This window comes from Protaetiibacter sp. SSC-01, from assembly GCF_014483895.1.
In the GTDB taxonomy this organism is placed as follows: Bacteria; Actinomycetota; Actinomycetes; order Actinomycetales; family Microbacteriaceae; genus Homoserinibacter.
This window is the reverse complement of sequence record NZ_CP059987.1, coordinates 1,862,688-1,885,814: the sequence shown is the minus strand read 5'-3', so window position 1 is coordinate 1,885,814 and position 23,127 is coordinate 1,862,688. Positions and strand designations below refer to the sequence as shown.

Sequence of the window (23,127 nt, the reverse complement as noted above, 5' to 3'; positions counted from 1 at the left end):
TCATGCCGTGCGAATCGCGGCAGCAAGGAGTAAGACCTCGTGGAAGGCCCCGAGATCAAGTTCGCCGAAGCCGTTCTGGACAACGGCAAGTTCGGCACCCGCACCATCCGTTTCGAGACCGGTCGTCTCGCCCAGCAGGCGCAGGGCGCCGTCGCCGCGTACCTCGACGAGGACACGATGATCCTGAGCGCGACGAGCGCCGGGAAGCACCCCCGCGACGGCTTCGACTTCTTCCCGCTGACGGTCGACGTCGAGGAGCGTTCCTACGCCGCCGGCAAGATCCCCGGCTCGTTCTTCCGCCGTGAGGGCCGCCCCTCGACCGAGGCGATCCTCGTCTGCCGTCTCATCGACCGCCCGCTGCGCCCGACCTTCGTCGAGGGTCTCCGCAACGAGGTGCAGATCGTCATCACCGTGCTCAGCATCGCGCCCGACGAGTTCTACGACGCCCTCGCCATCAACGCGGCGAGCGCCTCGACCCAGATCTCGGGCCTGCCGTTCTACGGCCCCGTCGCGGGCGTGCGCCTCGCGCTCATCGGCGACCAGTGGGTCGCATTCCCCAAGCACAGCCAGCTCGCGGAGGCCGTCTTCGACCTCACCGTCGCCGGCCGCCTCGTCACCGACAAGGACGGCAACGAGGACGTCGCGATCATGATGGTCGAGGCCGAGGCCACCGAGGTGAGCTGGGAGCTCATCCGCGCCGGTGCGACCAAGCCCGACGAGGCCGTCGTCGCGCAGGGCCTCGAGGCGGCGAAGCCGTTCCTCAAGCAGCTCGTGAAGGCCCAGCAGGAGCTCGCCGCGCAGTCGGCGAAGGCGATCCAGGAGTTTCCGCTCTTCCCGCCGTACTCCGACGAGGCCTACAACGCCGTCGCCGAGCTCGCCTACGACGACCTTAAGGCCGTCTACCAGATCGCCGACAAGCAGGAGCGTCAGGCCGCCGACGACGAGCTCAAGGAGCGCGTCAAGCTCGCGATCAACGAGAAGGTCGAGGCCGGCGAGCTGTCGGGCGAGGTGCCGCCGATGGTGAGCGCCGCCTACAAGTCGGTCAGCAAGAAGGTCATGCGCACGCGCGTGCTCACCGAGGGCGTCCGCATCGACGGCCGCGGGCTCACCGACATCCGTGCGCTCGACGCCGAGGTGCAGGTCATCCCGCGCGTCCACGGCTCCGCGATCTTCCAGCGCGGCGAGACCCAGATCCTGGGCGTCACGACGCTCAACATGCTCAAGATGGAGCAGCAGATCGACTCGCTCGCGCCCGTCACCAAGAAGCGCTACCTCCACCACTACAACTTCCCGCCCTACTCGACCGGTGAGACCGGCCGCGTGGGTTCGCCGAAGCGTCGCGAGATCGGGCACGGCTTCCTCGCCGAGCGCGCCCTCGTGCCGGTGCTGCCGACCCGCGAGGAGTTCCCCTACGCGATCCGTCAGGTGTCCGAGGCCCTCGGCTCCAACGGCTCGACGTCGATGGGCTCGGTCTGCGCCTCGACCCTCTCGCTGCTCAACGCGGGTGTGCCCCTCAAGGCGCCCGTGGCCGGCATCGCGATGGGCCTCATCTCGGACGAGGTCGACGGGGAGACCCGCTACGCGGCGCTCACCGACATCCTCGGCGCCGAGGACGCGCTCGGCGACATGGACTTCAAGGTCGCCGGCACCTCGGAGTTCGTCACGGCGATCCAGCTCGACACCAAGCTCGCGGGTCTTCCCTCGTCGGTGCTCGACGGTGCGCTCAAGCAGGCCAAGGAGGCCCGCACGGCGATCCTCGCGGTCATCAACCAGGCGATCGACGGTCCGGACGAGATGGCTCCGACCGCTCCGCGCGTGATCTCGGTGAACATCCCGGTCGACAAGATCGGCGAGCTCATCGGCCCCAAGGGCAAGACGATCAACGCGATCCAGGACGAGACCGGCGCCGAGATCTCCATCGAGGAGGACGGCACCGTCTACATCGGCGCCGTCGACGGCCCGTCGGCCGAGGCCGCGCGCGCCCAGGTGCTCGCGATCGGCAACCCGGTCAACCCGGAGGTCGGCGAGCGGTTCCTCGGCACGGTCGTGAAGCTCGCGACCTTCGGCGCGTTCGTCTCGCTGCTCCCCGGCAAGGACGGCCTGCTGCACATCTCCGAGGTGCGCAAGCTCGCCGGCGGCAAGCGCGTCGAGAACGTTGAGGACGTGCTCTCGGTCGGCCAGAAGATCATGGTCGAGATCACCAAGATGGACGACCGCGGCAAGCTGTCGCTCGCCCCGGTGGTCGAGGAGACCGAGTCCGCCGAGGCCGAGGCCACGGAGGCTCCCGAGGCTCCCGCCGAGTCCTGATCCCGGACCCCGGATGCCCGTCCCGCTCAGCGGGGCGGGCATCCGTCGTTCTACCCCGGCGTGACGCTCGTGCCGACGGTCGCCCCGCGCGCGAGCTCGTGCTCGCGCAGAACGAAGCCGAGCACGGCGGGCGTGATTCCGGCGGGCAGCTCGAGGTGCTCGACGTCGAGCGCGCTCACGACGAAGAAGTAGCGGTGCTCACCGTGCCCGGCCGGAGGAGCGGCTCCCGTGTACTCCTCGGCGCCCGCCTCGTTGGCGACCGTGACGGCGCCCGCGGGCAGGAGGCCGGATGCGGGGGTCCCGGCCCCGCGCGGGAGGCCGTCGGTGCTCGCGGGGAGGTCGTAGGCCGCCCAGTGCCAGAAACCGCTCATCGTCGGGGCGTCGGGGTCGTAGGCGCGCACGACGAAGCTGCGCGTGCCCTCGGGGGCGCCGAGCCAGCGCAGCTCGGGGGAGAGGTCCTGACCGCCCGCGTCCCGGGCGCGTGCCCAGGTCGGCAGCTCGCCGCCCTCCTCGAAGTCCGGGCTGCGCACCTCGAGCGCGCCGACCTGCGGAAGCCTCCAGAACGGATCGTTCGCCATGCCCCCACGTTGCCACCCGGGCTCGCCCACGTCGAGGCCCATCACGAAATGGTGACGATCGACGACGATCCGGCGCACCTGCCCGTCCGCCGGCGCGCCGGGCGATAACCTCGCACCAACCCGAGGAGGTGGGGTATGGAGATGCGGTCGGTGCCGCCCGTGGCATCCGCCCTCGCGCCCGTCCCCACCACGCTCGAGACCGCCGCCATCGTCGGTCGTGCGAACCCGCCCCGACGCCAGATCCCCGGCACCGAGCTCCGCGTCTTCCCGACCGCGATGAGCGGCAAGCACTTCGGCTCGAGCGTCTCCGACGCGGCCGTCGGCGAGATCCTCGACGCGTACACGGCGCTCGGCGGCAACATGATCGACACGGCCGACGCCTACGGCGAGGGGCGCAGCGAGCAGCTCATCGGCGACTGGATGCGGCGCCGCGGCAATCGCGACGGGCTCGTCGTCGCCACCAAGGTCGGCAAGTCCGCCGCGCATCCGGGCCTCTCGGCGACTGCGATCACGGCGGCGGTCGACGCCTCCCTCCGACGCCTCGGCACGGACCGCATCGATCTCCTGTACCTGCACGTCGACGACACCGAGGTGCCGTTCGAGGAGACGCTGCTCGCGGTCGACGGGCTCATCCGCCGCGGCAAGGTGCTGACCTTCGGCATGTCGGACCACACCGGCAACCGCCTGCTGGCCGCACGCGTCGCCTGCGGGCTGCTCGGCGTCGCGCCGATGACCGCCCTCCAGAACCAGTACTCGCTCATGCACCGCGTCGGCTACGAGAAGGGCCCCGCGGGGGTGGCGCTCCAGCAGGGCCTCGCGATCATGCCGCGTTTCCCGCTCGCCGACGGCTTCCTCACGGGCGAGTACCGCACGCGTGCCGATCTCGCATCCGCGCCTTCGCCCGCCTACATCGCGCCGCACCTGGGGCGCCGCGGACGCCGCGTGCTCGCCGCTCTCGAGCGGGTCGCATCCGAGCTCGACGCGAGCCTCGCGGGCGTCGCGATCGCCTGGCTGCTGAGCCGCCCGGGCGTCATCGCCCCCGTCGTCGAGGTGCGCTCGGCCGATCAGCTCTTCGACGTCATGGCCGCGCCCGACCTCCGCCCGACGCGTCACCAGCTCGCGGCGCTCGACCGCGCGAGCGCGTAGCCGGGGCCCGCGGGCTCAGTTCACGCCGGGGATCTGGATCCAGCCGAGCGAGAGCACGAGCCAGAGCACGGTCGCGACGAGGGCGACGACCGTGAGGGCGACGCCTCCGCGCCGCACGCGTCCGCGCAGCACGAGCTGCAGCACGAGCACGACGAGCAGCACGACGCCGAGCACGACGGTGCCGAACGGGATCGCGACGAAGAGCGCGAGGATCATGAGGGCGGCGACGACGATCTCGACGATCGCGAGGATCGCGGTGCCGCGTCCGCGGGCGCGGATGATGCCGTCGATGAGGGCGACGACGGTCGCGATCAGGTAGATCAGCGTGAGGACCGTGATGGCGGGCAGGACGATCATGGCGGTGCTCCCTTCCGGGTCGCAGAGCCGCTGACGGCTCCGACGCGGCGGGGGAGCCGCGCGGCGTTCACCCTAGCGAGGCCGTGTCGGCGGCAGCCGGAAACGCCCACCCCCTTGCGTGAGGTGGCGCGCGTGCACTAGATCAGGCCGCGGCGCGTTCCGGTACGGCCGCGAGCACGCGGTCGTACATGCGCTGCAGAGCGGCCGTCGCGGCGATCGGGTCGCTCGCGTAGCCGCCGAGCATGGCGCCGTCGTGCGCGAGCATGAGGTCGTCGGCGGCGTCGCCCGGCAGCGGGTGTCCGATCTCGCGCAGGAGCGACTCGAGCAGCTCGTGGAACCACTCGCGATGCTCCTCGACGGCGCGGCGCACGGGATGCGACGCGTCGGTGAACTCGGTGGCCGCGTTGAGGAAGGGGCAGCCGCGGAAGCCCGTGGCGGCGATCCAGCGCATCTGCAGGGCGAGGATGTCGCGCAGCAGCTGCTCGGGGTCGTCGGTCTGCTGCGCGGCCGCGTCGACGGCCTCCGCCACCTGCAGGTGCCGGTAGGCGATGTACTCGACGATGAGCCGGTCCTTCGAGCCGTAGTGCTTGTAGAACGTCGCCTTCGTGACGCTCGACACGGCGATGAGGCGGTCGATGCCGACAGCGCGGATGCCCTCGTCGTAGAAGAGCCGGTCGGCGGTGTCGAGGATGCGCTGCTTCGCGGGCGCGAGGGTGAGACGCTTCGGCGGCTTCACGATGTCGATCGGCAACCCGGGGCTCCTTCGTTCTGGGTCGTGCGCGGAGCAGGGTGCCGCGGCCACCCGGGGGAGGCCGCGGCACGGGCGATCGGTTTCCGACGATCGGTGCCACGAGGGCCCGGGCACGGGTCACCCGGCTGGGAAGGCCGATCGGTCGGGTTTCCGTCGCTCTCCGCGAGACACACGCTAGCACGATGAGGACAGACAGACTTGTCTGTTTGTCCTCATCCCAGCCCCCAGTACGGGGGATGAGTCGCCGGATGCCGCGCGCGCGATGGCGTAGGCTCGGCACGATGAACGGCGCGGTGCAGCTCCCTCTCGACCTCCCGGAACTCGCCATCGACGCATCCGGCGGCACGCTCGTCCGGCGCTCGGTGCTCCCCAGCGGGGTGCGGGTGCTGACCGAACGGGTCCCCGGCTCGCAGAGCGCGACTGTCGGCTTCTGGGTCGCCGTCGGCTCCCGCGACGAGGAGCCCGTGACCTACGGCTCGACCCACTTCCTCGAGCACTTGCTCTTCAAGGGCACTGCCACCCGCAGCGCGCTCGACATCGCGGTCGCCTTCGACTCCGTCGGCGGCGAGCACAACGCGCTCACCGCGAAGGAGCACACCTGCTACTACGCGAAGGTGCGCGACCGGGACCTCGAGATGGCGGTGCGCGTGCTCGCCGACATGTTCGCGTCCTCGGTGCTCGACCCCGAGGAGTTCGAGAACGAGCGCGGCGTCATCCTCGAGGAGCTCGCGATGGCCGACGACGACCCGGGCGATGTCGCGGGGGAGCGCTTCTTCGAGGCGGTCTTCGGCGGGCATCCGCTCGGTCGCCCGATCGGCGGCAGCCCCGAGTCGATCGGCGCCGTCACGCGCGACGCCGTATGGCGCCACTACCGCGAGAACTACGGCCCGCGCGACCTCGTCATCACGGTCGCGGGTGCCGTCGACCACGACCGCATCGTCGAGGTCGCGCTGGAGGCGCTCGGCGAGGCAGGCTGGGACCTCGAGACCCCCCGACAGCCCGTGCCGCGCCGCGACCCCGCGGAGGGCCTCATCGAGCGCGGCTCGCCGCTCGCGCTCGTCGAACGTCCCCTCGAGCAGGTCAACCTCTACCTCGGCGTCGCGGGCCTCGCGGCCGCCGACGACCGCCGCCCCGCGCTCACGGTGCTCAACTCCGTGCTCGGCGGCGGCATGAGCTCCCGGCTCTTCCAGGAGGTGCGCGAGAAGCGCGGACTCGCCTACTCCGTGTACTCCTTCGCCTCGAGCTACTCCGACACCGGCATCGTCGGGCTCTACGCGGGATGCTCGCCGAAGCGAGCGAGCGACGTCGCCGAGCTCCTGCTCGCCGAGTTCCGGCGCCTCGCGGCCGACGGCATCACCGACGACGAGCTGCGCCGCGCGCGCGGCCAGCTCGCGGGCGCGTCGGCCCTCGCGCTCGAGGACTCCGACACCCGCATGAGCCGCCTCGGCCGCAGCGAGCTGACCCTCGGCGAGTTCGCCGACCTCGACGAGACGCTGCGGCGCATCGAGGCCGTCACGGCATCCGATGTCCGCGAGCTCGCGGCCGAGCTCGTCGACCGCCCGCTGTCGGTCGCGGCGGTCGGCCCCGTGGCGCCCGCGGCGTTCGCGGGCCTCGACGGCGAGCCGGCGGCGGCGTAGGGGCTGCATCATGTCGAGATTCCTCTACCTCGTGCGCCACGGCGAGCAGCAGGACGCGGAGCACGGTCTGCCCGACGGCCCCCTCTCGGCGCGCGGTGTGCGCCAGGCCCAGGCGATCGCCGAGCGCCTCGGCGGCGTGCCCATCACGGGCGCCTGGACCTCGCCGCTGCAGCGCGCGCAGGAGACGGCGCGCATCATGACCGAGCGGATGCCGGCGATCGAGCCCGAGCCGTCCGCCCTGCTCATGGACTGCATCCCGTCCGGCCCCACGCCCGACCTTCCGCACGCGTGGGAGCACTTCTTCGGCTCCGTCACGCGCGAGGAGATCGAGGCAGGCGAGGCCCAGATGGCGGATGCGACGGCCGAGTGGCTCACGCCCACGCGCGAGGACCGGCACGACCTGCTCATCACGCACAACTTCGTGATCGGCTGGTTCGTGCGCGAGGTGTTCGGTGCGGCGAGCTGGCGCTGGCTCGGCATCAACCAGGCGAACTGCGGGCTCACGATCATCCGTGTGCGCTCGGCGAAGCCTCCCGTGCTCGTGACCCACAACGACCTCGGCCACCTGCTGCCGGAATTGAGAACGGGCCTGTCGGTGGAGCAGCCCTACTGACGCGGGAACCTCAGGTGGTCGAGGAGCGCCGCGAAGCGACGCGTCTCGAGACCTCCGTCACCCGGTCACAGCTCCTTGCGGAACCACGTCGTCGCGTTCGGGTTGTCGTTGTACGGCGGGATCTCGACGTAGCCGCTCGATCGGTAGAGCGAGCCCGCGGCCTCGAGCGCGACGTTCGTGTCGAGCACGGACTCCCTCGCGCCCAGCTCGCGTGCGCGGCGCTCGAGCTCCGCGAGCAGCAGCCGACCCCATCCGCGTCCCCGCACCGCGTCGCGCAGGTACAGGTGCTTCACCTCGGCGCGGTCGGCGTCGAGCATCCGGATGCCACCGCAGCCGACGGGGGAGCCCTCGTCGTCGACGACGAGGAAGACGCCCGCGGGCTCGGTGAAGCGCGCGGGGTCGGGGAAGACCGTGCGGTAGGTGCCCGCCGCGGGGTCGAAGCCGGCGGCGCGCATCGAGAAGTACTCGGCGAGCAGCTCGTGGGCGTCGGGGTCGGTCACGGTGGCGACGCGGAAGGCGGGATGCACGACTCCCAGCGTAGATAGGCTGGACGGCATGGCGTACTCGGTGGCCGTCGTCGGAGCGAGCGGCAGGATGGGCACCCTCGCGACCCGCCTCATCGAGGGCAGTGACGACTTCGAGGTGCACGCGCGTCTCGGGTCGCGCGACTCGCTCGACGCGATCGAGGGTGCTGACCTGGTGCTCGACGTCACGCTGCCCGCGGTGTCGCCGGAAGTCGTGGAGGCCGCCGTCTCGCGCGGCATCCCGGTGCTCGTGGGCACATCAGGCTGGACGGCCGAGCGCCTCCAGCGCGTGCGCAGCCGCCTCGGCGACGAGCCCGAGCTCGGCGTCATCGTCGTCCCCAACTTCTCGCTCGGCTCCGTCGTCGCGACGCGCCTCGCGACGATCGCCGCGCCCTACTTCGACTCGATCGAGATCATCGAGGCGCACCACGCCGGCAAGTCCGACTCGCCCTCGGGCACCGCGATCCGCACGGCCGAGCTCATCGCGGAGTCGCGCGCCGAGCGCGGGCCCGTCGCCGCCCCTCACGCCGACCAGCGCGCCCGCGGGCAGCAGGTCGCGAGCGTGCCGGTGCACAGCCTCCGGCTCGACGGCGTGCTCGCCGAGCAGCAGGTGATCTTCGGCGGCGTCGGCGAGACGATGCGGATCAGCCACCAGACCGTCTCCGACGCGTCGTACGAGGCCGGCATCCTGCTCGCGCTGCGCGCCCTGCCCGGCACACGCGGACTCGTCGTCGGCCTCGACACGCTGCTCGGCCTGTGACGACGCGCATCGGCACCGTCGTCATGGCGGTCCTCCTCGCGCTCTATCTCGTCTTCGCGGTCTACTACGCCACGGTGCTCTTCGGCACGGGAGACGGCATCGCGATCACGATCGGCGTCGGCCTGCTCGTCTTCGCCCTCATCGGCGGTGGGTTCATCGCGGCCGAGGTCGTCTTCGGTGTGCGTGCGGAGCGTCTCGCCCGTCGGCTCGAGGAGGAGGGTGGGCTGCCCGAGGAGCAGCTGCCCGTCGGCGCGAGCGGACGCGTCGAGCGCGCCGCGGCCGAGGAGGTCTTCCCGCGCTACCGCGCAGCCGTCGAGGCTGCGCCGGAGGATTGGCGCGCCTGGTTCCGGCTCGCGCTCGCGTACGACGCCGCGGGAGACCGACGGCGCGCGCGCTGGGCGACGCGCACCGCCATCCGTCTCGAGCGCGGTGGCGCTTCGGGGCTGCGGCCTTAGGCCAGGCTCGCCTCGAGCGTGATCGGGATGCCCGCGAGCGCCTTCGAGACGGGGCAGTTCGCCTTCGCGTCCTCGGCGAGACGCTCGAAGTCGGCCTCGCCGATATTCGGCACCTTCGCGCTCACCAGCAGGTGGCTGCCCGTGATGCCCTCGCCGGGCTGGAAGGTGACGGCTGCCGTCACCTGCAGGCTCTCCGGCGGGAAGCCGGCCTGCGCGAGGGCGTTCGAGAAGGCCATCGAGAAGCACGCCGAGTGCGCCGCGCCGAGCAGCTCCTCGGGGTTGGTGCGGCCGAGCTCGCCCTCGGAGCGCGCCTTCCAGGTGACGGGGAACTCGGCGGCGTCGCTCGAATCGAGCGAGGTCGTGCCGGACCCGCTGAACAGGTCGCCGAACCAGAGGGTGGTCGCTTCACTCGTGATCGCCATGGGGCCAGCCTAGGTCGAAGGCCGGGGACGGTCGAGGGTCAGGCGGTCGCCGCCCGCTTCCGGATGACGCCCGCGCGCACGAGCAGGAGGTACAGCTGGCAGCCGAGGCAGTACTCGAAGGCCGCGTTGAGGAACGCCGCGACGAAGGCGGCGGCCGCCGCACCGACGAGGCCGTAGGGCACCCCCGCGAGGTGCAGCACGACGCCCGCGACCGTGACGAGCGCCCCGACGCCCTGGGCGAAGGTCGGGGGAGCGGCATCCTCGAGCTCGGCGGGCGCGGCGAGCCGCGGGCGGATGAGCCGCCGGAAGACGACCGCCCACGGGTTGCGCGCGACGCCCGCGACCGCGCTCCACACGAAGATCGCCGCGAGCACGACGAGCAGCACGAACGCGGGCTGTGTCGCGCGCTCGGCGATCGTCGCCGCGACGCCGCCGATGAGCCCGAGGCCGACGGCGACGAGCAGAAGCACGGCGGTGATGCTCGCCGTGAAGCGGGCGCCGCGCGGGTCGATCGCGGCGGGGCGGGCGGATGCGGTGGTCGAGCTCACGGGGCTCCTTGGGGTCAGGCGGGCACGGTCGTGCGCGAGGCGGCCAGGCGGTCGAGCTCGGCGCGGAGCTGCTCGGCGCGCACGGCGCCGGCGATGCGGGCGCGCGGGCGACCCGCCGAGTCGAGCACGAGCGTCGTCGGCGTCTGCAGCACGTCGAAGCGCGCCGCGAGGTCGGGGCGCTCGGCCACGTCGACCTCGACGTGTGCCAGGTCGGGCGCGCCGTCAACGATGTCTGCGAGCACGCGGGCCGTCGCGCGGCACGGGGCGCAGTACTCGCTCGAGAACTGCAGGAGGGTCGCGCCGGGGGCGAGCTCCACGCCCTCGACGGCCACGGCATCCGTCGTGCCCACGCGGCGCACGCGTCCCTGCGCGGCGCGCCACGCGAGGCCTGCCGCCGTCGTCGCCGCGACGAGCGCGCCGACGATCGCGAGGGCGAGCAGCGGGTCCATGGCGCCACGGTAGCCAGGCCGAGGGAGCCTCGGCGGCAGTGTGACCTTCCGTGACACGCCGCGACACGCGGTGTGCGGCGGAGGGGTCCGGCGCGGCGCTGTCGCTGCGTCGGCGGGCCCGGATATCGTGAGGGCCGTGCCGGAGACCTCGAGCGACGCGACCCCCATCCAGTTCCGTTCCGACATGACGGTCGAGCTCGTGCGGGCGAGCGCCCACGACTCCGACGTGCTGTTCGCGGCGCGCGTGTCGACGCAGGGCGAGAAGACCCTCGACGCTGCCGCCGCCGGCACGGAGGCCACCGACCGCGACCGCGGTCTCATCAACTACCTCATGCGCGACCGCCACGGCTCGCCCTTCGAGCACAACTCGATGACGTTCTACGTGCAGGCGCCCATCTTCGTGTTCCGCGAGTTCATGCGGCACCGCATCGCCTCCTACAACGAGGAGTCGGGCCGCTACCGCGAGCTGCGTCCCGTCTTCTACGTGCCGGGCCCCGAGCGCCGCCTGGTTCAGGTCGGCAAGCCGGGTGCCTACGAGTTCGTCGAGGGTGCGCCCGAGCAGACCGAGCTCGCCGTCTCCGAGTCGAAGGCCGCGGCCACGTTCGCGTACGAGGCCTACCAGCGGATGCTCGCGGCGGGAATCGCGCGCGAGGTCGCCCGCGGCGTGCTGCCCGTGTCGACCTACTCCTCGATGTACGTGACGATGAACGCGCGCTCGCTCATGAACTTCCTCTCCCTGCGCACGAAGCACCCCGACTCGCACTTCCCGTCGTTCCCGCAGCGCGAGATCGAGATGGTCGCGGAGCAGATGGAGTCCTTCTGGGCCGAGCTCATGCCGCTCACCCACGCCGCCTTCCAGGCGAACGGCCGCGTCGCGCCGTAGCGCCCTCCCGCATCCGTCCTACTTCGCGTCCTGGATCGGCATGATCACCTTCTTGACGATCAGCACGAGCGACGCGGATACGGGGCACGCGACGAGCGCGCCCAGGAGGCCCAGCAGGGTACCTCCGATGAGCGCCCCGATGAGCACGAGCGAGCCGGGGATCTGGATGGCCTTGCCGACGATGCGCGGGGTCAGCACGTACGCCTCTACCTGCATGTAGACGAGCAGCGCGATGAGCGTGATGAGACCCACGGTCGGCGAGGTGAAGAACGCGACCGTCGTGCAGACGATCGTGGAGATCACCGAGCCGACGAGCGGGATGAACGTGATCGGCAGTGCCAGGGCGGCGAGCAGCCCCGCGTAGCGCACGCCCGCGGCCGTCAGCACGATGAACGTGAAGAGGGCGTTCATGATCGCGAGGATCACCATGCCGTTGAGGTAGCGGCCCACCGAGGTGATGATCTGCTCGGCGAGCTCGCGGAAGCCGATGCGCCTGCTCGCGGGCACGAGCCGCACGAGCGCCTCCTTCATCTGGTCGTGGCCGATCACGAAGTAGAGGGTCAGCGCGACGACGAAGATGACCGAGAACACGCCGTTGACGACGCCGAGCCCGATGCGCAGCGCGCCGCCGCCGACCGTCAGCCAGAAGGCGGGGTCGGCCACGGTCTCCTGCAGCAGCTCCACGAACCCGGTGAGCACGCCGCCGAAGCTCGCGTTGAGCGACTCGAACCACTCCTGCTCCTCGATCTGGTCGAGACCCTCGGGGAGGTAGTTGATGAGCTTGCCGAGCTCGTCGACGACGACGGGCACGACGAGCCACACGAGCAGCGCCACGAGCACGAGAAACCCCGCGAGCACGATGAGCAGGGCGACGACCTTCGACAACCCGAACTGCTCGAGCCGCCAGACGAGCGGCTTGAGCCCGAGCGAGATGAAGAGCGCGAGGAAGATGAGCGTGAGGGCCTGGGCGAGCGACGCGATCGCGAAGCCGAGCGCGAGAGCGAGGAGCACCCCCGACGCCGCGATGAAGCCGAACCGGAACGGGCCTGCCTGCAGCAGGCGGGGGGTGGTATCCATGGCTGCCGCCTTTCGGATGCTGCCCTCACCCTAGGACCGCGCCCTCCCGCTGCCCAACCCCAGCCCGATCCGCACGCGCCACGATGCGGTCATGCGCCGACGAGCAGATCACCTTCCCACGGTCGCCGCCCTGGCTCGACTGGGAGGCATCGCCCCGGCGCGCGACCTCATGGCCGCCGGGGTGAGCGCCAACGCCATCCGAATCGCAACGGAGGACCACGCCATCCTGCGTTTCCGGAAGGGCTGGTACGCGCTGTTCGACCTGCCGGAGAGCGTGATCCGTGCGTCCCGAGTGGGCGGGGTGCTGGCGTGCGTGACCGCCGCCGCACACCATGGCTTGTGGGTGCCCGACGACCAGCGACTCCACGTCGCGGTGCCGGCCAACGGCTCGCGCCTCCGGAGCGCCGCCGACCATCACAAGCGTCTCGCATCGACGGCCTCCGACGTCGTACTTCATTGGAGCGCGGATCACCGTGCGCCCTACGATCTCGTCACCTCTGTCGCCGACGCCGTGGCGTGCATCGCGAGCTGTCTCGGGCCGGACCCTGCATTCGCGGTGCTCGAGTCAGCAATGCGGAAGGGACGGATGAATCGGCAGGAGGCCCGCGACCTCGCGGCGCGGACGCCCCGCGCCTCGCGAGAGGTTCTGCTCCTGGCGGGGGACCTCTCCGACACGGGGTCGGAGTCGCTGCTCGCCCTCCTGCTCACTCGCGTGGGCATCCCCTTCCGTCAACAGGTGCGGGTGCCGGATGTGGGATTCGTCGACTTCCTGATCGGTGATCGCTTGATCGTCGAGGCAGACAGCAAGGCGCATCACTCCGACCCCACCCGCGACCGGCAGAGGGATGCGGCGGCCAGCGCGGCCGGCTACCGCACGTTGCGCTTCATGTACTCGCAGATCGTCTTCGACAGGCCGGCCGTGCTCCGCGCCATCCGGGCCGCGATCGAGCGCGGCGACCACCGCGCCGCCTGACGCCCGTCGAGAACCCACCACCTGCCGCGAACTCGCCCCGTTATGCAGGAACTTCCCGCGGTTGTGCAGGAGAACCGCCAGAAACCCCGCTTTCCTGGGGCCGGCAGCGCGGCCTGGGCCGGGAAGTCCTGCACAATCGCGATGTCCTGCACAACAGCAAGCAGCGAGCAAGGTGCGGCAAGCAGAACCGATAGCCTGTAGACCGTGTCGACGCCAGAGAACCCCTTCGGACAGGTGCTCGTCGCGCTCGTGACCCCGTTCACGGCCGACGGCGAGGTGGATTGGGCAGACGTCGAGAAGCACGTCGACCACGTCGTGACGCACGGTGCCGACGGCATCGTCGTCACGGGCACGACGGGCGAGACCTCGACGCTGACCGACCCCGAGAAGGTCAAGCTCGTCGAGGTCGCCAAGGATGTCGCGGGTGGCCGCGCGAAGATCATCACGGGCGGCGGCTCGAACGAGACCGCGCACGCGATCGAGCTCTACAAGAAGAGCGAGAAGGTCGGCGCCGACGGCATCATGGTCGTCACCCCGTACTACAACAAGCCCACGCAGGCTGGCATCCTCACGCACTTCCGCCTCGTCGCGGACGCGACCGATCTGCCGGTGATCCTCTACGACATCCCGGGCCGCACGGGCGTGCCGATCAAGTACGAGACGATCCTGCGCGCCGCGAAGCACCCGAACATCCGCGCCGTGAAGGACGCCAAGGGCGACCTGAGCGAGGTCAGCCGCGTCATGAACCAGACCGACCTGCTCTACTTCGCGGGCGACGACGCGAACGCGCTGCCGACCCTCGCGATCGGGGGCACGGGCCTCATCGGCGTCACCGCCAACATCGCGCCCGCGCCGTACCGCACGATGATCGACGCGGTGAACTCCAACGACCTCAAGACGGCGACCGAGGCGCACCGCGCGCTCGAGCCGCTCGTACGTGCGACTATGACGCACGTGCCCGGCACCGTCGCGACGAAGTACATCCTCCACGGCCTCGGCCGCATCTCGAGCCCGCGCGTGCGCCTGCCGCTCGTCGGGCCGGAGGAGTCGGAGGCCGCCCTCATCGAGGACGAGATCGCTCTCGTCCGCGAGATCGAGGGCGTCGACTTCAGCAACTTCCGCCCCGACCGGAACGCAGCCGCAGGCGGCGCGCTCCCGAAGGTCGCCGGCACCACCCGCTAGACCCCGAGGAGGCCTCCATGGCCATCGACGTCGTGTCCCCGCCGGAGCTCGCGCCCGGCACCCTGCGTGTTCTCCCGCTCGGCGGAGTGGGCGAGGTCGGGCGCAACATGACCGTCTACGAGATCGACGGCAAGCTGCTCATCATCGACGCCGGTGTGCTCTTCCCCGAGGAGAACCACCCGGGTGTCGACCTGATCCTGCCCGACTTCGACCCCATCCGGGAGCGTCTCGACGACGTGCTCGCGATCGTGCTCACGCACGGCCACGAGGACCACATCGGAGCCGTCCCGTACCTGCTCAAGCTGCGCGGCGACATCCCGCTGTACGGCTCGAAGCTGACCCTCGCGCTCGTCGAGGCGAAGCTCAAGGAGCACCGCATCCAGCCCATCACGAACGTCGTGAAAGAGGGCGGGCGCACGACGCTCGGCCCGTTCGACCTCGAGTACGTGTCGGTCAACCACTCGATCCCGGATGCGCTCGCGATCGTCGTGCGCACGGTCGCGGGCCTCGTGCTCCACACGGGCGACTTCAAGATGGACCAGCTGCCGCTCGACGGCCGCATCACCGACCTCCGCGCCTTCGCGCGGCTCGGCGAGGAGGGCGTCGACCTCTTCCTGCCCGACTCGACGAACGCCGACATCCCCGGCTTCACGGCCCTCGAGCGTGAGATCGGGCCCGTGCTCGAGCGCGTCATCGCGAAGGCGCAGAAGCGCGTCATCGTCGCGAGCTTCTCGAGCCACGTGCACCGCGTGCAGCAGGTTCTGGATGCGGCGGCGGCCAACGAGCGCGTCGTCGCCCTCGTGGGGCGCTCGATGGTGCGCAACATGGGCATCGCGGCCGAGCTCGGCTACCTCAAGGTGCCCGACGGCGTGCTCGTCGATCTCAAGACGGCGCTCGAGCTGCCCGACGACCGCGTCGTGTTCATGAGCACGGGGTCCCAGGGCGAGCCGATGGCCGTGCTCGCGCGCATGGCGAACGGCGACCACCGCATCGAGGTCGGCCAGGGCGACACCGTCATCCTCGCGTCGAGCCTCATCCCCGGGAACGAGAATGCCGTCTACCGCGTCATCAACGGCCTCACGAAGCTGGGCGCGAACGTCGTGCACAAGGGCTCGGCGCGCGTGCACGTCTCGGGTCACGCGGCCGCGGGCGAGCTGCTCTACTGCTACAACATCCTGAAGCCGCGCAACGTGTTCCCGGTGCACGGCGAGTACCGCATGCTCATGGCATCCGCCGACCTCGCCGTCGAGACGGGCGTGCCGCGAGAGAACATCGTGGTCGGCGAGAACGGCGTCGTCATCGACCTCGCGGGCGGCGTCGCGCGCGTCACGGGCCAGCTCGACGTCGGCTACGTCTATGTCGACGGCTCGACCGTCGGGGAGATCACGGATGCCGACCTCAAGGACCGCCGCATCCTCGCCGAGGAGGGCTTCATCTCGATCTTCGTCGCGATCGACCGGCAGACGGGACGCGTGCTCGTCGGGCCCGAGATCCAGGCCCGCGGCTTCGCGGAGGATGAGTCGGTCTTCGACGACGTGCGCCCGCAGATCGTCGCGGCGCTCGCGGAGGCGGCGCGCAACGGCGTCAACGACCAGCATGGCTACAGCCAAGCGGTGCGCCGCACGGTGGGCCGCTGGGTCAACACGCAGCACCGTCGCCGCCCGATGATCATCCCGGTCGTCATCGAAGCGTGACCCCCTGAGCACCCTGCCGCGCGGCGCGCACGTCTAGGGTCGTTCCATGCACACCACCACCCGCGTGCTCGGGGGAGCCGCGGCGCTTGCGGTCGCCTTCGCGCTCGTGTCCTGCGCTCCCGGGCCCGCTGCCGAGCCGACGCCGACGCCCACCGTCTCCGTGACGCTGACGCCGACGCCGACTCCGACCCCCACGCCGACGCGCCCGGCCCTCGGAGAGCTCGTGCTCGAGCCGGGAGGTCTCGGTCACGTGCGTGTGGGCGAGCCCATCGCGGACGTGGATCCGTCGCTCGCGATCGTGGAGTGGGTCGCGGACGCGTGCAGCTGGGAGGGGACCCCCGCCGTGGGCGACCCGTGGGCCGGTGCGTGGTATCCCGTTCCCGGGCTCGCGGGCACCCACGCGTTCTTCCCCATCACCGAGGACGGCCTCGGCGACACCCGCGTGCTCGCGATCCGGGTCTTCGACGAGGCGATCCGCACGGCTGAGGGCATCGGCGCGGGCAGCACGCGCGCGGAGCTCGTGGACGCGTACGGTGACCGGCTCGAGGCGATTCCGCACGGAGACATCTCCATGGTCTATGCGCTGCACGAGGGCGCCAACCGGCTGGTGTTCGAGGTCGCCGAGGACCCCGGGTATCCGTATTGGACCCGAGAGGACGGCTCCGTGATCGTCGACGAGGTGCTCTGGATGTGGGCGGAGCTCGACGACATCGCGGTGTACGGCATCGGCGGTGGTGACGGCGGCGGGCCCTGCCCCGCCTGATCGAGGGGGAAGACCCTGACTCGACCCGGAATCCACCCCGAGGATGACGGCTGTGAGCCGCCGCGTGCCCTAGCGTCGATCCGAGCGACGCTCGATGTCCGCAGAACGTTGGGATGTGGTCACCGCCCGTCGCTGATTGGCTCGATACGGGTGCGCCGCAGGCGTGCCTTCCGCACGTCGACAGGAGGGCCGCGTGGGCATCGCGCGCCGTTGGGTTTTCCCCATCATCTGGATGGTCATCTTCGCCGTCATCGGCGCCGCGCTCGTGAAGCTCGCGTTCTTCGCCGACACGACCGCCGAGAGCGCCCCCGAGCAGCCGACGGGCATGATCTTCGACCCGACGGTCGTCGTCGGCCTCGGCACCATCCGCAACGACGTGACGATCGACGGCACGGTCGGGGCGGATGCGGCGATTCCGGCGCGCGCGGCGATCAACGGCGAGGTGCGAAAGGTCTCGGCGGCCGCCGGGCAGTGGGTCGACGCGGGCGCCGAGCTCGCGCAGATCCGCGGCATGAACGAGGACGGCAGCAACCGCTGGTCGATCCTCAAGGCGCCCATCTCGGGCGTGCTCACCTCGTTCGGACTCCTGGTGGGTCAGGGGGTGGGCCTCGGCGAGACGCTCGCGCAGGTCGCCCCGCCGACCTTCAGCGTCACCGCGAGTCTCCCGCCCGAGCAGCAGTACCGCCTCACGACGCAGCCGACGGAGGCGAGCGTGGCGATCACGGGCGGCCCCGCGCCGTTCACGTGCACGGGCCTCACGATCACGGCCGCGGCGGCGCCCTCGGGCGACGAGGGTGGCAGCCCCGTCGCGACGGTGCGGTGCGCGGTCCCCGCCGACGTGCGCGTCTTCGCGGGTCTCGCCGCGAAGCTCACGATCGCCGGCGGCGTCGCCGAGAACGTGCTCGTCATCCCGACGACCGCGGTCGAGGGTGGAAGCGGCACGGGCATCGTCTACCTGCCGGCCCTCGACGGCGGCGAGCCGGAGGCGCGCGAAGTGACCCTCGGCCTCTCCGACGGCTCGATGGTCGAGGTCACGAGCGGCCTCGAGGAGGGCGAGGAGATCCTGCAGTTCGTCCCGGGCGCCCCCGCCGACCCCGACATGGGCATCGGATGGGGAGGCTGAGCGTGAGCTTCCTCCGGCTGGAGCAGGTCACGCGCTCGGTCGACCTCCCCGACGGCTCGCGCCTCGACATCCTGCGCGGCGTCGACCTCGAGGTCGCCGTCGGCGACCACGTGAGCATCGTGGGCCGCTCGGGCAGCGGCAAGTCGACGCTGCTCAACATCCTCGGGCTCATCGACACGCCGACCTCGGGCTCCCTCGAGTTCGACGGCGTGCCGCTCGAGAAGCTCCGGATGGGCGCCCGCGACCGCAGGCGGGGTCGCGACGTGGGGTTCATCTTCCAGCAGTTCAACCTGTTGCCGCGCCGCACGGCGCTCGAGAACGTCATGACGCCCCTGCTCTACGCGCCGGGCCGACAGTTCTGGCGCCGGGAGCGCCTCGCGACGGAGATGCTCGAGCGCGTCGGGCTCGGTGCGCGCCTGCAGTCGACACCCGATCAGCTCTCCGGCGGTGAGCAGCAGCGCGTCGCGATCGCGCGGGCGCTCGTGCGAGGCCCGCGCCTCATCCTCGCCGATGAGCCCACGGGCGCCCTCGACGTCGAGACGGGTGCGCGCGTGATGACGCTTCTCGACGAGGTCGCCGAGGCGACGGGTGCTGCGCTCATCACGATCACGCACGACCCCAACATCGCCGCGATGGCCCGTCGGCACTTCCGCCTCGACGCGGGCACCCTCACGGAGCTCGGGCAGCCCGTGCTGGCCGGCCCGCCGGAGCAGCCCGTCGGACAGCCCGCCCCGGAGGTCGCCTGGTGAACCTGTGGACGGGCCTCATCGGCTCGATCGTCGAGGCCTGGGGCGAGCTGCGCGTGCACCGCACGCGCGTGCTTCTGAGCCTCATCGGCGTCGGCGTGGCCGTCGCGGCGCTCACGGTCGTCGTCGCGGGTGGGGCGATCGCGACGCAGGTGCAGATCGAGCAGTCGGAGCGCTGGGGCGGGCGCCCCGCGACCTACCAGCTGCAGGCCTACCAGCCCGAGACGGGGGAGAGCGCACCGCCGTCGCGGATCTCGCCCATCGTCGAGGACCTCGCCGAGCGCTACGACATCCGCTACTGGTCCCGGATGTCGGGCGACAGCGTCCAGGTGCAGCTGGCCGACGGCGTGTACTTCGTGTCGGTGCAGGTCGTCGACCAACCGTACGCCGCGATCCACCGCACGCGGCTCATGGAGGGCGGATGGTTCACCGAGCGCGACGCCGCCCGACTCGCGCCCGCGATCATCGTCTCGAGCGACCTCTGGAACCGGATCGGCGCGCCCGACCTGCGCACGCATCCAACGCTCGAGATCGTGACCGCGGAACGCAACGTCGTCGCGGTCGTGACGGGCGTCTTCGAGTCGCCGCCCGGCACCGAGGGAGGCGACCTCAGCAGCTTCATGCTCACGGGCCCGTTCATGGCCACCGAGCTGTCCCTCACCCCGCCCGACCAGATGTACACGCAGTTCGAGTTCTGGCTCCCGACGGACACGGCGGACGAGCTCAGCGCGCGCATCTCGTCGGCGGTCGCCGGTGCGCTCGGCGAGGGCTGGATCGCCGACATGTACCGCTCCGACTACCTCGCCTATTCGAGCGAGGACCCGCTGCTCGTGCTCAAGCTCTCGGTCGGGGGCGTCGCGGTGCTCGTGCTCCTGCTCGGGGCCCTCGGCCTCGTCAACATCGCGCTCGTGACGGTGCGCCATCGCATCCGCGAGATCGGCATCCGGCGCAGCTTCGGCGCGACCGCGGGGCGCGTGTTCTTCTCGGTCATGATGGAGTCGGTCGTCGCGACGGCCGTCGCGGGTGCGGTCGGCGTGCTCGTCGCGGTCGCGCTCGTGAAGAACCCGTGGGTGACCGAGTGGCTCGACGCCTACCTGCAGGATGTGCCCGCGTTCCCCGCGGAGGCGGCCATCGTCGGCCTCGTGGCCGCGACCGCCGTGGGCGCGCTTGCGGGACTCCTCCCCGCCCTCGTCGCCGTGCGCGTGAAGGTGATCGACGCCCTGCGGCTGTAGATCCGGCGCCGCGATCATCCGCGGCGCGTGCCGGGAGCCGGCACGAGCGCGGTCGCGCCGGCTCCCGGGTGCGCACACCAACGGGTCATCCGCGGGTGTCGCTCCCGGGTGCGGTCGGATGCCGCGGCTACCGTGAGCGCATGGCCACGAGCACCCGGTCGACGTCGTCGCGCGCCCGCACGAGCAGCGGATCGCGCTCCTCGTCGTCCCGCTCGTCGTCGCGGGGCCCGGAGGGCACCAAGAAGCTGCCCGTCGCCCAGGAGAAGCCGGGTCTGCTGAGCGCCGCCTGGATGGGACTGGCGCACGTCGTGGGAGGCGCCGCACGCCTCTTCGGCAAGGAGCACCTCGCGAAGGAGGAGCGCCGCGACGGCGTCCCCTTCCTGTTTTTCCTCCTCGCGATCGTCACGGCCATCGTCGAGTGGTTCGCGCCCGCGAGCGACGTCGCCCGCGCTCTCGACAACTACGGCTTCGGCGGGCTGCTCGGCCGCGTCGCCTTCGCCCTCCCCGTCATCCTGCTCGTGCTCGCGGTGTGGCTCTTCCGCCACCCGTCGAGCGTGCACGACAACGGCCGCATCGGCGTCGGCCTCGTGCTGCTCATCTCGAGCCTCTCCGCCCTCTGCCAGGTGTTCGGCGCCCTGCCTGCGCCGTCGGATGGCGCCCCCGCGCTCGCAGCGGGCGGCGGCATCGTCGGGTGGGTCGTCACGTGGCCGCTCGTGACGATCGGCGCCGCATGGCTCGCGGGCGCGATCGGCTTCGCCGTGCTCGCGCTCTCGCTCTTCATCCTCACGAAGACGCCGCCGAACCGCATCGGCCACCGACTGCGCGAGCTCTACGCCTACCTCTTCGGCGCCGAGCTGCCCGAGCCCGAGGCGAAGCCGGCCAAGGGCAGGAAGGATGAGGGCGACACCCAGACGGCCGAGTTCGGCACGCTCTCCGACCTCGGACTCGAGCCCGACAACCCGGAGTCCATGCCCTGGTGGCGGCGTAACAAGCCCAAGCCCGAGCCGGCGTTCGACACCCCGGTGCTCGGCCGCGAGCTCGAGACCGAGATCGTCGACCCCGTCGAGCCGGGCGGTGCCGACTTCGACGTCGACCTGCTCGAGGAGCTCGTGCGCGCGGAAGACGCCGTCAAGCGCTTCACGGGTGAGGTCGACCCGGTCGCCACCTCGCTGCGCGACGACTCCGGCACGCTCCCGGGCTTCGGCACGGCCAGTGAGCGCGGCGACGCGGGCGAGTTCGCGGATGCCACCCCCGCGCCCGCCGCGAAGGCCGCGACCCCGGCCGCGCGTCCCTACCGACTGCCCGCGGCATCCGTGCTCGGTGCGGGCACGCCGCCCAAGGCGCGCACGGCCGTCAACGACGAGATGATCGCCGCGATCACGAGCGTGCTCACGCAGTTCGGCGTCGACGCCAAGGTCACGGGCTTCACCCGTGGTCCCTCGGTCACGCGGTACGAGATCGAGCTCGGCCCGGGCGTCAAGGTCGAGCGCGTCACGGCGCTCACCCGCAACCTCGCGTACGCGGTCGCCTCGAACGAGGTCAACATCCTCTCGCCCATCCCCGGCAAGAGCGCGATCGGCGTCGAGATCCCCAACCGCGACCGCGAGATCGTGTCGCTCGGCGACGTGCTGCGCTCGGGCCCCGCCGCGAAGAGCAACCACCCGCTCACGATCGGCCTCGGCAAGGACGTCGAGGGCGGCTTCGTCGTCGCGAACCTCGCGAAGATGCCGCACCTGCTCGTCGCGGGCTCCACGGGCTCCGGAAAGTCGAGCTTCATCAACTCGATGATCACCTCGGTGCTCATGCGCGCGAAGCCCGCCGAGGTGCGCATGGTGCTCGTCGACCCGAAGCGCGTCGAGCTCGCCGCCTACCAGGGCGTGCCGCACCTCATCACCCCCATCATCACGAACCCCAAGAAGGCCGCCGAGGCACTCCAGTGGGTCGTGAAGGAGATGGACATGCGGTACGACGACCTCGCGTCGTTCGGCTTCCGCCACATCGACGACTTCAACCGCGCGGTGCTCGCGAACGAGATCGTGCTTCCCGAGGGCTCGCAGCGCGTGCTGCAGCCGTATCCGTACCTGCTCGTCGTGGTCGACGAGCTCGCCGACCTCATGATGGTCGCCCCGCGCGACGTCGAGGACTCGATCGTGCGCATTACCCAGCTCGCGCGCGCCTCCGGCATCCACCTCGTGCTCGCGACGCAGCGCCCCTCGGTCGACGTCGTCACGGGCCTCATCAAGGCCAACGTGCCGTCGCGCCTCGCCTTCGCGGTGTCGAGCATGACCGACAGCCGCGTCATCCTCGATCAGCCGGGTGCCGACAAGCTCATCGGCCAGGGCGACGGCCTCTTCCTGCCCATGGGGGCGTCGAAGGCCATCCGCGTGCAGGGCGCGTGGGTCACCGAGGACGAGATCCACGCCGTCGTCAAGCACGTCACCGACCAGGCGCGCCCCGAGTACCGCGACGACGTCGCCGCGGTCGTCGAGAAGCGCGAGGTGGACGCCGACATCGGCGACGACCTCGAGCTCCTGCTCGAGGCGGCGACGCTCGTCGTCAACACGCAGTTCGGCTCGACGTCGATGCTGCAGCGCAAGCTGCGCGTCGGCTTCGCGAAGGCCGGGCGTCTCATGGACCTGCTCGAGTCGCGCGACATCGTGGGGCCGTCGGAGGGGTCGAAGGCCCGCGATGTGCTCATCACGCCCGAGCAGCTGCCCGGCGTGCTCGCGCAGCTGCGGGGGGAGCCGGCTCCCGCGGCCCCTGCCACGGCCGCCGCGCCGACAGCGGGCGGGGCGCCGGATGCGGCTCCCGCATCCGGCGATCCCGTGGAGGCGCAGTTCGACGGCTATCCTGTCGAGGAGGGCGACTCGGACGAGGACGCCTGGGGGCTGACCGGCAGGGAGTGAC

Annotated in this window: 23 protein-coding genes; 15 read left to right on the top strand and 8 right to left on the bottom strand. The window is 71.4% G+C overall.

All coding sequences use genetic code 11. From position 1 onward, the window contains the following. The first annotated feature begins 39 nt into the window (after window positions 1-39). On the top strand, window positions 40-2,307 hold the full coding sequence (locus H4J02_RS08925; protein WP_187674259.1) for a polyribonucleotide nucleotidyltransferase: 2,268 nt from the start codon (window positions 40-42) through the stop codon (window positions 2,305-2,307). A 50-nt stretch (window positions 2,308-2,357) separates the two neighbouring features. Here the strand turns inward: H4J02_RS08925 and H4J02_RS08920 are convergent, their stop codons facing one another. Beyond that, window positions 2,358-2,885, bottom strand: coding sequence for a YbhB/YbcL family Raf kinase inhibitor-like protein (locus H4J02_RS08920; RefSeq protein WP_187674258.1), 528 nt, complete (start codon window positions 2,883-2,885; stop codon window positions 2,358-2,360). Window positions 2,886-3,020: 135 nt separating this feature from the next. Between H4J02_RS08920 and H4J02_RS08915 the strand changes: the two genes are divergently transcribed. After that, entirely contained in the window at window positions 3,021-4,031 is a 1,011-nt protein-coding gene (locus H4J02_RS08915) for an aldo/keto reductase (RefSeq protein WP_262406004.1), read from the top strand. A 15-nt stretch (window positions 4,032-4,046) separates the two neighbouring features. On the opposite strand, the gene H4J02_RS08910 is transcribed toward H4J02_RS08915, so the two are convergent. Further along, window positions 4,047-4,388, bottom strand: coding sequence for a hypothetical protein (locus H4J02_RS08910; RefSeq protein ID WP_187674257.1), 342 nt, complete (start codon window positions 4,386-4,388; stop codon window positions 4,047-4,049). A 142-nt stretch (window positions 4,389-4,530) separates the two neighbouring features. Then, window positions 4,531-5,139, bottom strand: a complete 609-nt coding sequence (locus H4J02_RS08905) for a TetR/AcrR family transcriptional regulator (protein ID WP_262406003.1) — start codon at window positions 5,137-5,139, stop codon at window positions 4,531-4,533. Between the two features lie 281 nt (window positions 5,140-5,420). Here H4J02_RS08905 and H4J02_RS08900 point away from each other — a divergent pair, with 281 nt between their 5' ends. Continuing rightward, on the top strand, window positions 5,421-6,776 hold the full coding sequence (locus tag H4J02_RS08900) for a pitrilysin family protein (RefSeq protein WP_187674256.1): 1,356 nt from the start codon (window positions 5,421-5,423) through the stop codon (window positions 6,774-6,776). A gap of 10 nt (window positions 6,777-6,786) precedes the next feature. Then, window positions 6,787-7,389 (top strand): histidine phosphatase family protein, encoded by a 603-nt coding sequence (locus H4J02_RS08895; protein WP_187674255.1) that lies wholly within the window; start codon window positions 6,787-6,789, stop codon window positions 7,387-7,389. 65 nt (window positions 7,390-7,454) lie between these two features. On the opposite strand, the gene H4J02_RS08890 is transcribed toward H4J02_RS08895, so the two are convergent. Beyond that, window positions 7,455-7,916 carry a GNAT family N-acetyltransferase gene (locus H4J02_RS08890; protein WP_262406002.1) on the bottom strand — a complete coding sequence of 154 codons (462 nt, stop codon included), beginning with the start codon at window positions 7,914-7,916 and terminating at the stop codon, window positions 7,455-7,457. A 28-nt stretch (window positions 7,917-7,944) separates the two neighbouring features. Between H4J02_RS08890 and dapB the strand changes: the two genes are divergently transcribed. Both dapB and H4J02_RS08880 read left to right on the top strand, forming a co-directional pair. Then, window positions 7,945-8,673, top strand: a complete 729-nt coding sequence (gene dapB / locus H4J02_RS08885) for a 4-hydroxy-tetrahydrodipicolinate reductase (protein WP_187674253.1) — start codon at window positions 7,945-7,947, stop codon at window positions 8,671-8,673. Then, window positions 8,670-9,128, top strand: coding sequence for a tetratricopeptide repeat protein (locus H4J02_RS08880; protein ID WP_187674252.1), 459 nt, complete (start codon window positions 8,670-8,672; stop codon window positions 9,126-9,128). The genes dapB and H4J02_RS08880 overlap by 4 nt, the downstream gene beginning before the upstream one ends. On the opposite strand, the gene H4J02_RS08875 is transcribed toward H4J02_RS08880, so the two are convergent. The 3 genes from H4J02_RS08875 to H4J02_RS08865 are packed head-to-tail and all read right to left on the bottom strand — an operon-like array spanning window position 9,125 to window position 10,547. Further along, window positions 9,125-9,550 (bottom strand): OsmC family protein, encoded by a 426-nt coding sequence (locus H4J02_RS08875; RefSeq protein ID WP_187674251.1) that lies wholly within the window; start codon window positions 9,548-9,550, stop codon window positions 9,125-9,127. The genes H4J02_RS08880 and H4J02_RS08875 overlap by 4 nt on opposite strands. A 38-nt stretch (window positions 9,551-9,588) precedes the next feature. After that, window positions 9,589-10,098 carry a DUF4395 domain-containing protein gene (locus tag H4J02_RS08870; RefSeq protein ID WP_187674250.1) on the bottom strand — a complete coding sequence of 170 codons (510 nt, stop codon included), beginning with the start codon at window positions 10,096-10,098 and terminating at the stop codon, window positions 9,589-9,591. Between the two features lie 14 nt (window positions 10,099-10,112). Beyond that, on the bottom strand, window positions 10,113-10,547 hold the full coding sequence (locus H4J02_RS08865) for a thioredoxin family protein (protein ID WP_187674249.1): 435 nt from the start codon (window positions 10,545-10,547) through the stop codon (window positions 10,113-10,115). Between the two features lie 184 nt (window positions 10,548-10,731). Here H4J02_RS08865 and thyX point away from each other — a divergent pair, with 184 nt between their 5' ends. Then, on the top strand, window positions 10,732-11,430 hold the full coding sequence (gene thyX / locus H4J02_RS08860; RefSeq protein WP_222942243.1) for an FAD-dependent thymidylate synthase: 699 nt from the start codon (window positions 10,732-10,734) through the stop codon (window positions 11,428-11,430). 18 nt (window positions 11,431-11,448) lie between these two features. Here thyX and H4J02_RS08855 read toward each other — a convergent pair whose 3' ends face one another. Beyond that, window positions 11,449-12,507, bottom strand: coding sequence for an AI-2E family transporter (locus tag H4J02_RS08855; RefSeq protein WP_187674247.1), 1,059 nt, complete (start codon window positions 12,505-12,507; stop codon window positions 11,449-11,451). A 91-nt stretch (window positions 12,508-12,598) separates the two neighbouring features. Here H4J02_RS08855 and H4J02_RS08850 point away from each other — a divergent pair, with 91 nt between their 5' ends. From H4J02_RS08850 to H4J02_RS08815, 8 genes are all read left to right on the top strand, one after another. After that, the gene (locus H4J02_RS08850) at window positions 12,599-13,480 is read left to right on the top strand and encodes a DUF559 domain-containing protein (RefSeq protein ID WP_187674246.1); all 882 of its coding nucleotides are present in this window, start codon (window positions 12,599-12,601) and stop codon (window positions 13,478-13,480) included. 204 nt (window positions 13,481-13,684) lie between these two features. Next, window positions 13,685-14,662, top strand: coding sequence for a 4-hydroxy-tetrahydrodipicolinate synthase (gene dapA, locus H4J02_RS08845; protein WP_187674245.1), 978 nt, complete (start codon window positions 13,685-13,687; stop codon window positions 14,660-14,662). Window positions 14,663-14,679: 17 nt separating this feature from the next. Beyond that, window positions 14,680-16,356 carry a ribonuclease J gene (locus H4J02_RS08840; protein WP_187674244.1) on the top strand — a complete coding sequence of 559 codons (1,677 nt, stop codon included), beginning with the start codon at window positions 14,680-14,682 and terminating at the stop codon, window positions 16,354-16,356. 46 nt (window positions 16,357-16,402) lie between these two features. After that, the gene (locus tag H4J02_RS08835) at window positions 16,403-17,119 is read left to right on the top strand and encodes a hypothetical protein (protein ID WP_187676610.1); all 717 of its coding nucleotides are present in this window, start codon (window positions 16,403-16,405) and stop codon (window positions 17,117-17,119) included. A gap of 193 nt (window positions 17,120-17,312) precedes the next feature. After that, window positions 17,313-18,242 (top strand): efflux RND transporter periplasmic adaptor subunit, encoded by a 930-nt coding sequence (locus tag H4J02_RS08830; protein ID WP_187674243.1) that lies wholly within the window; start codon window positions 17,313-17,315, stop codon window positions 18,240-18,242. A 2-nt stretch (window positions 18,243-18,244) separates the two neighbouring features. Continuing rightward, window positions 18,245-18,991 (top strand): ABC transporter ATP-binding protein, encoded by a 747-nt coding sequence (locus H4J02_RS08825; RefSeq protein WP_187674242.1) that lies wholly within the window; start codon window positions 18,245-18,247, stop codon window positions 18,989-18,991. Continuing rightward, complete coding sequence (locus tag H4J02_RS08820; protein ID WP_262406001.1) at window positions 18,988-20,220, top strand: ABC transporter permease; 1,233 nt, start codon at window positions 18,988-18,990, stop codon at window positions 20,218-20,220. The genes H4J02_RS08825 and H4J02_RS08820 overlap by 4 nt, the downstream gene beginning before the upstream one ends. 140 nt (window positions 20,221-20,360) lie before the next feature. Then, window positions 20,361-23,126: a DNA translocase FtsK gene (locus H4J02_RS08815; protein WP_187674241.1), complete on the top strand. Its 2,766-nt coding sequence runs from the start codon at window positions 20,361-20,363 to the stop codon at window positions 23,124-23,126. Window position 23,127 lies beyond the last annotated feature (1 nt).

Excerpts from the sequence above, each read along its gene's own strand:
- H4J02_RS08815 (WP_187674241.1), top strand. The coding sequence starts at position 20,361 with ATGGCCACGAGCACCCGGTCGACGTCGTCGCGCGCCCGCACGAGCAGC.
- thyX (WP_222942243.1), top strand. The coding sequence starts at position 10,732 with ATGACGGTCGAGCTCGTGCGGGCGAGCGCCCACGACTCCGACGTGCTG.
- H4J02_RS08865 (WP_187674249.1), bottom strand. The coding sequence starts at position 10,547 with ATGGACCCGCTGCTCGCCCTCGCGATCGTCGGCGCGCTCGTCGCGGCG.
- H4J02_RS08895 (WP_187674255.1), top strand. The coding sequence starts at position 6,787 with ATGTCGAGATTCCTCTACCTCGTGCGCCACGGCGAGCAGCAGGACGCG.
- H4J02_RS08855 (WP_187674247.1), bottom strand. The coding sequence starts at position 12,507 with ATGGATACCACCCCCCGCCTGCTGCAGGCAGGCCCGTTCCGGTTCGGC.
- H4J02_RS08850 (WP_187674246.1), top strand. The coding sequence starts at position 12,599 with ATGCGCCGACGAGCAGATCACCTTCCCACGGTCGCCGCCCTGGCTCGA.
- H4J02_RS08915 (WP_262406004.1), top strand. The coding sequence starts at position 3,021 with ATGGAGATGCGGTCGGTGCCGCCCGTGGCATCCGCCCTCGCGCCCGTC.
- H4J02_RS08920 (WP_187674258.1), bottom strand. The coding sequence starts at position 2,885 with ATGGCGAACGATCCGTTCTGGAGGCTTCCGCAGGTCGGCGCGCTCGAG.
- H4J02_RS08875 (WP_187674251.1), bottom strand. The coding sequence starts at position 9,550 with ATGGCGATCACGAGTGAAGCGACCACCCTCTGGTTCGGCGACCTGTTC.
- H4J02_RS08910 (WP_187674257.1), bottom strand. The coding sequence starts at position 4,388 with ATGATCGTCCTGCCCGCCATCACGGTCCTCACGCTGATCTACCTGATC.
- H4J02_RS08900 (WP_187674256.1), top strand. The coding sequence starts at position 5,421 with ATGAACGGCGCGGTGCAGCTCCCTCTCGACCTCCCGGAACTCGCCATC.
- dapB (WP_187674253.1), top strand. The coding sequence starts at position 7,945 with ATGGCGTACTCGGTGGCCGTCGTCGGAGCGAGCGGCAGGATGGGCACC.
- H4J02_RS08835 (WP_187676610.1), top strand. The coding sequence starts at position 16,403 with ATGCACACCACCACCCGCGTGCTCGGGGGAGCCGCGGCGCTTGCGGTC.
- H4J02_RS08840 (WP_187674244.1), top strand. The coding sequence starts at position 14,680 with ATGGCCATCGACGTCGTGTCCCCGCCGGAGCTCGCGCCCGGCACCCTG.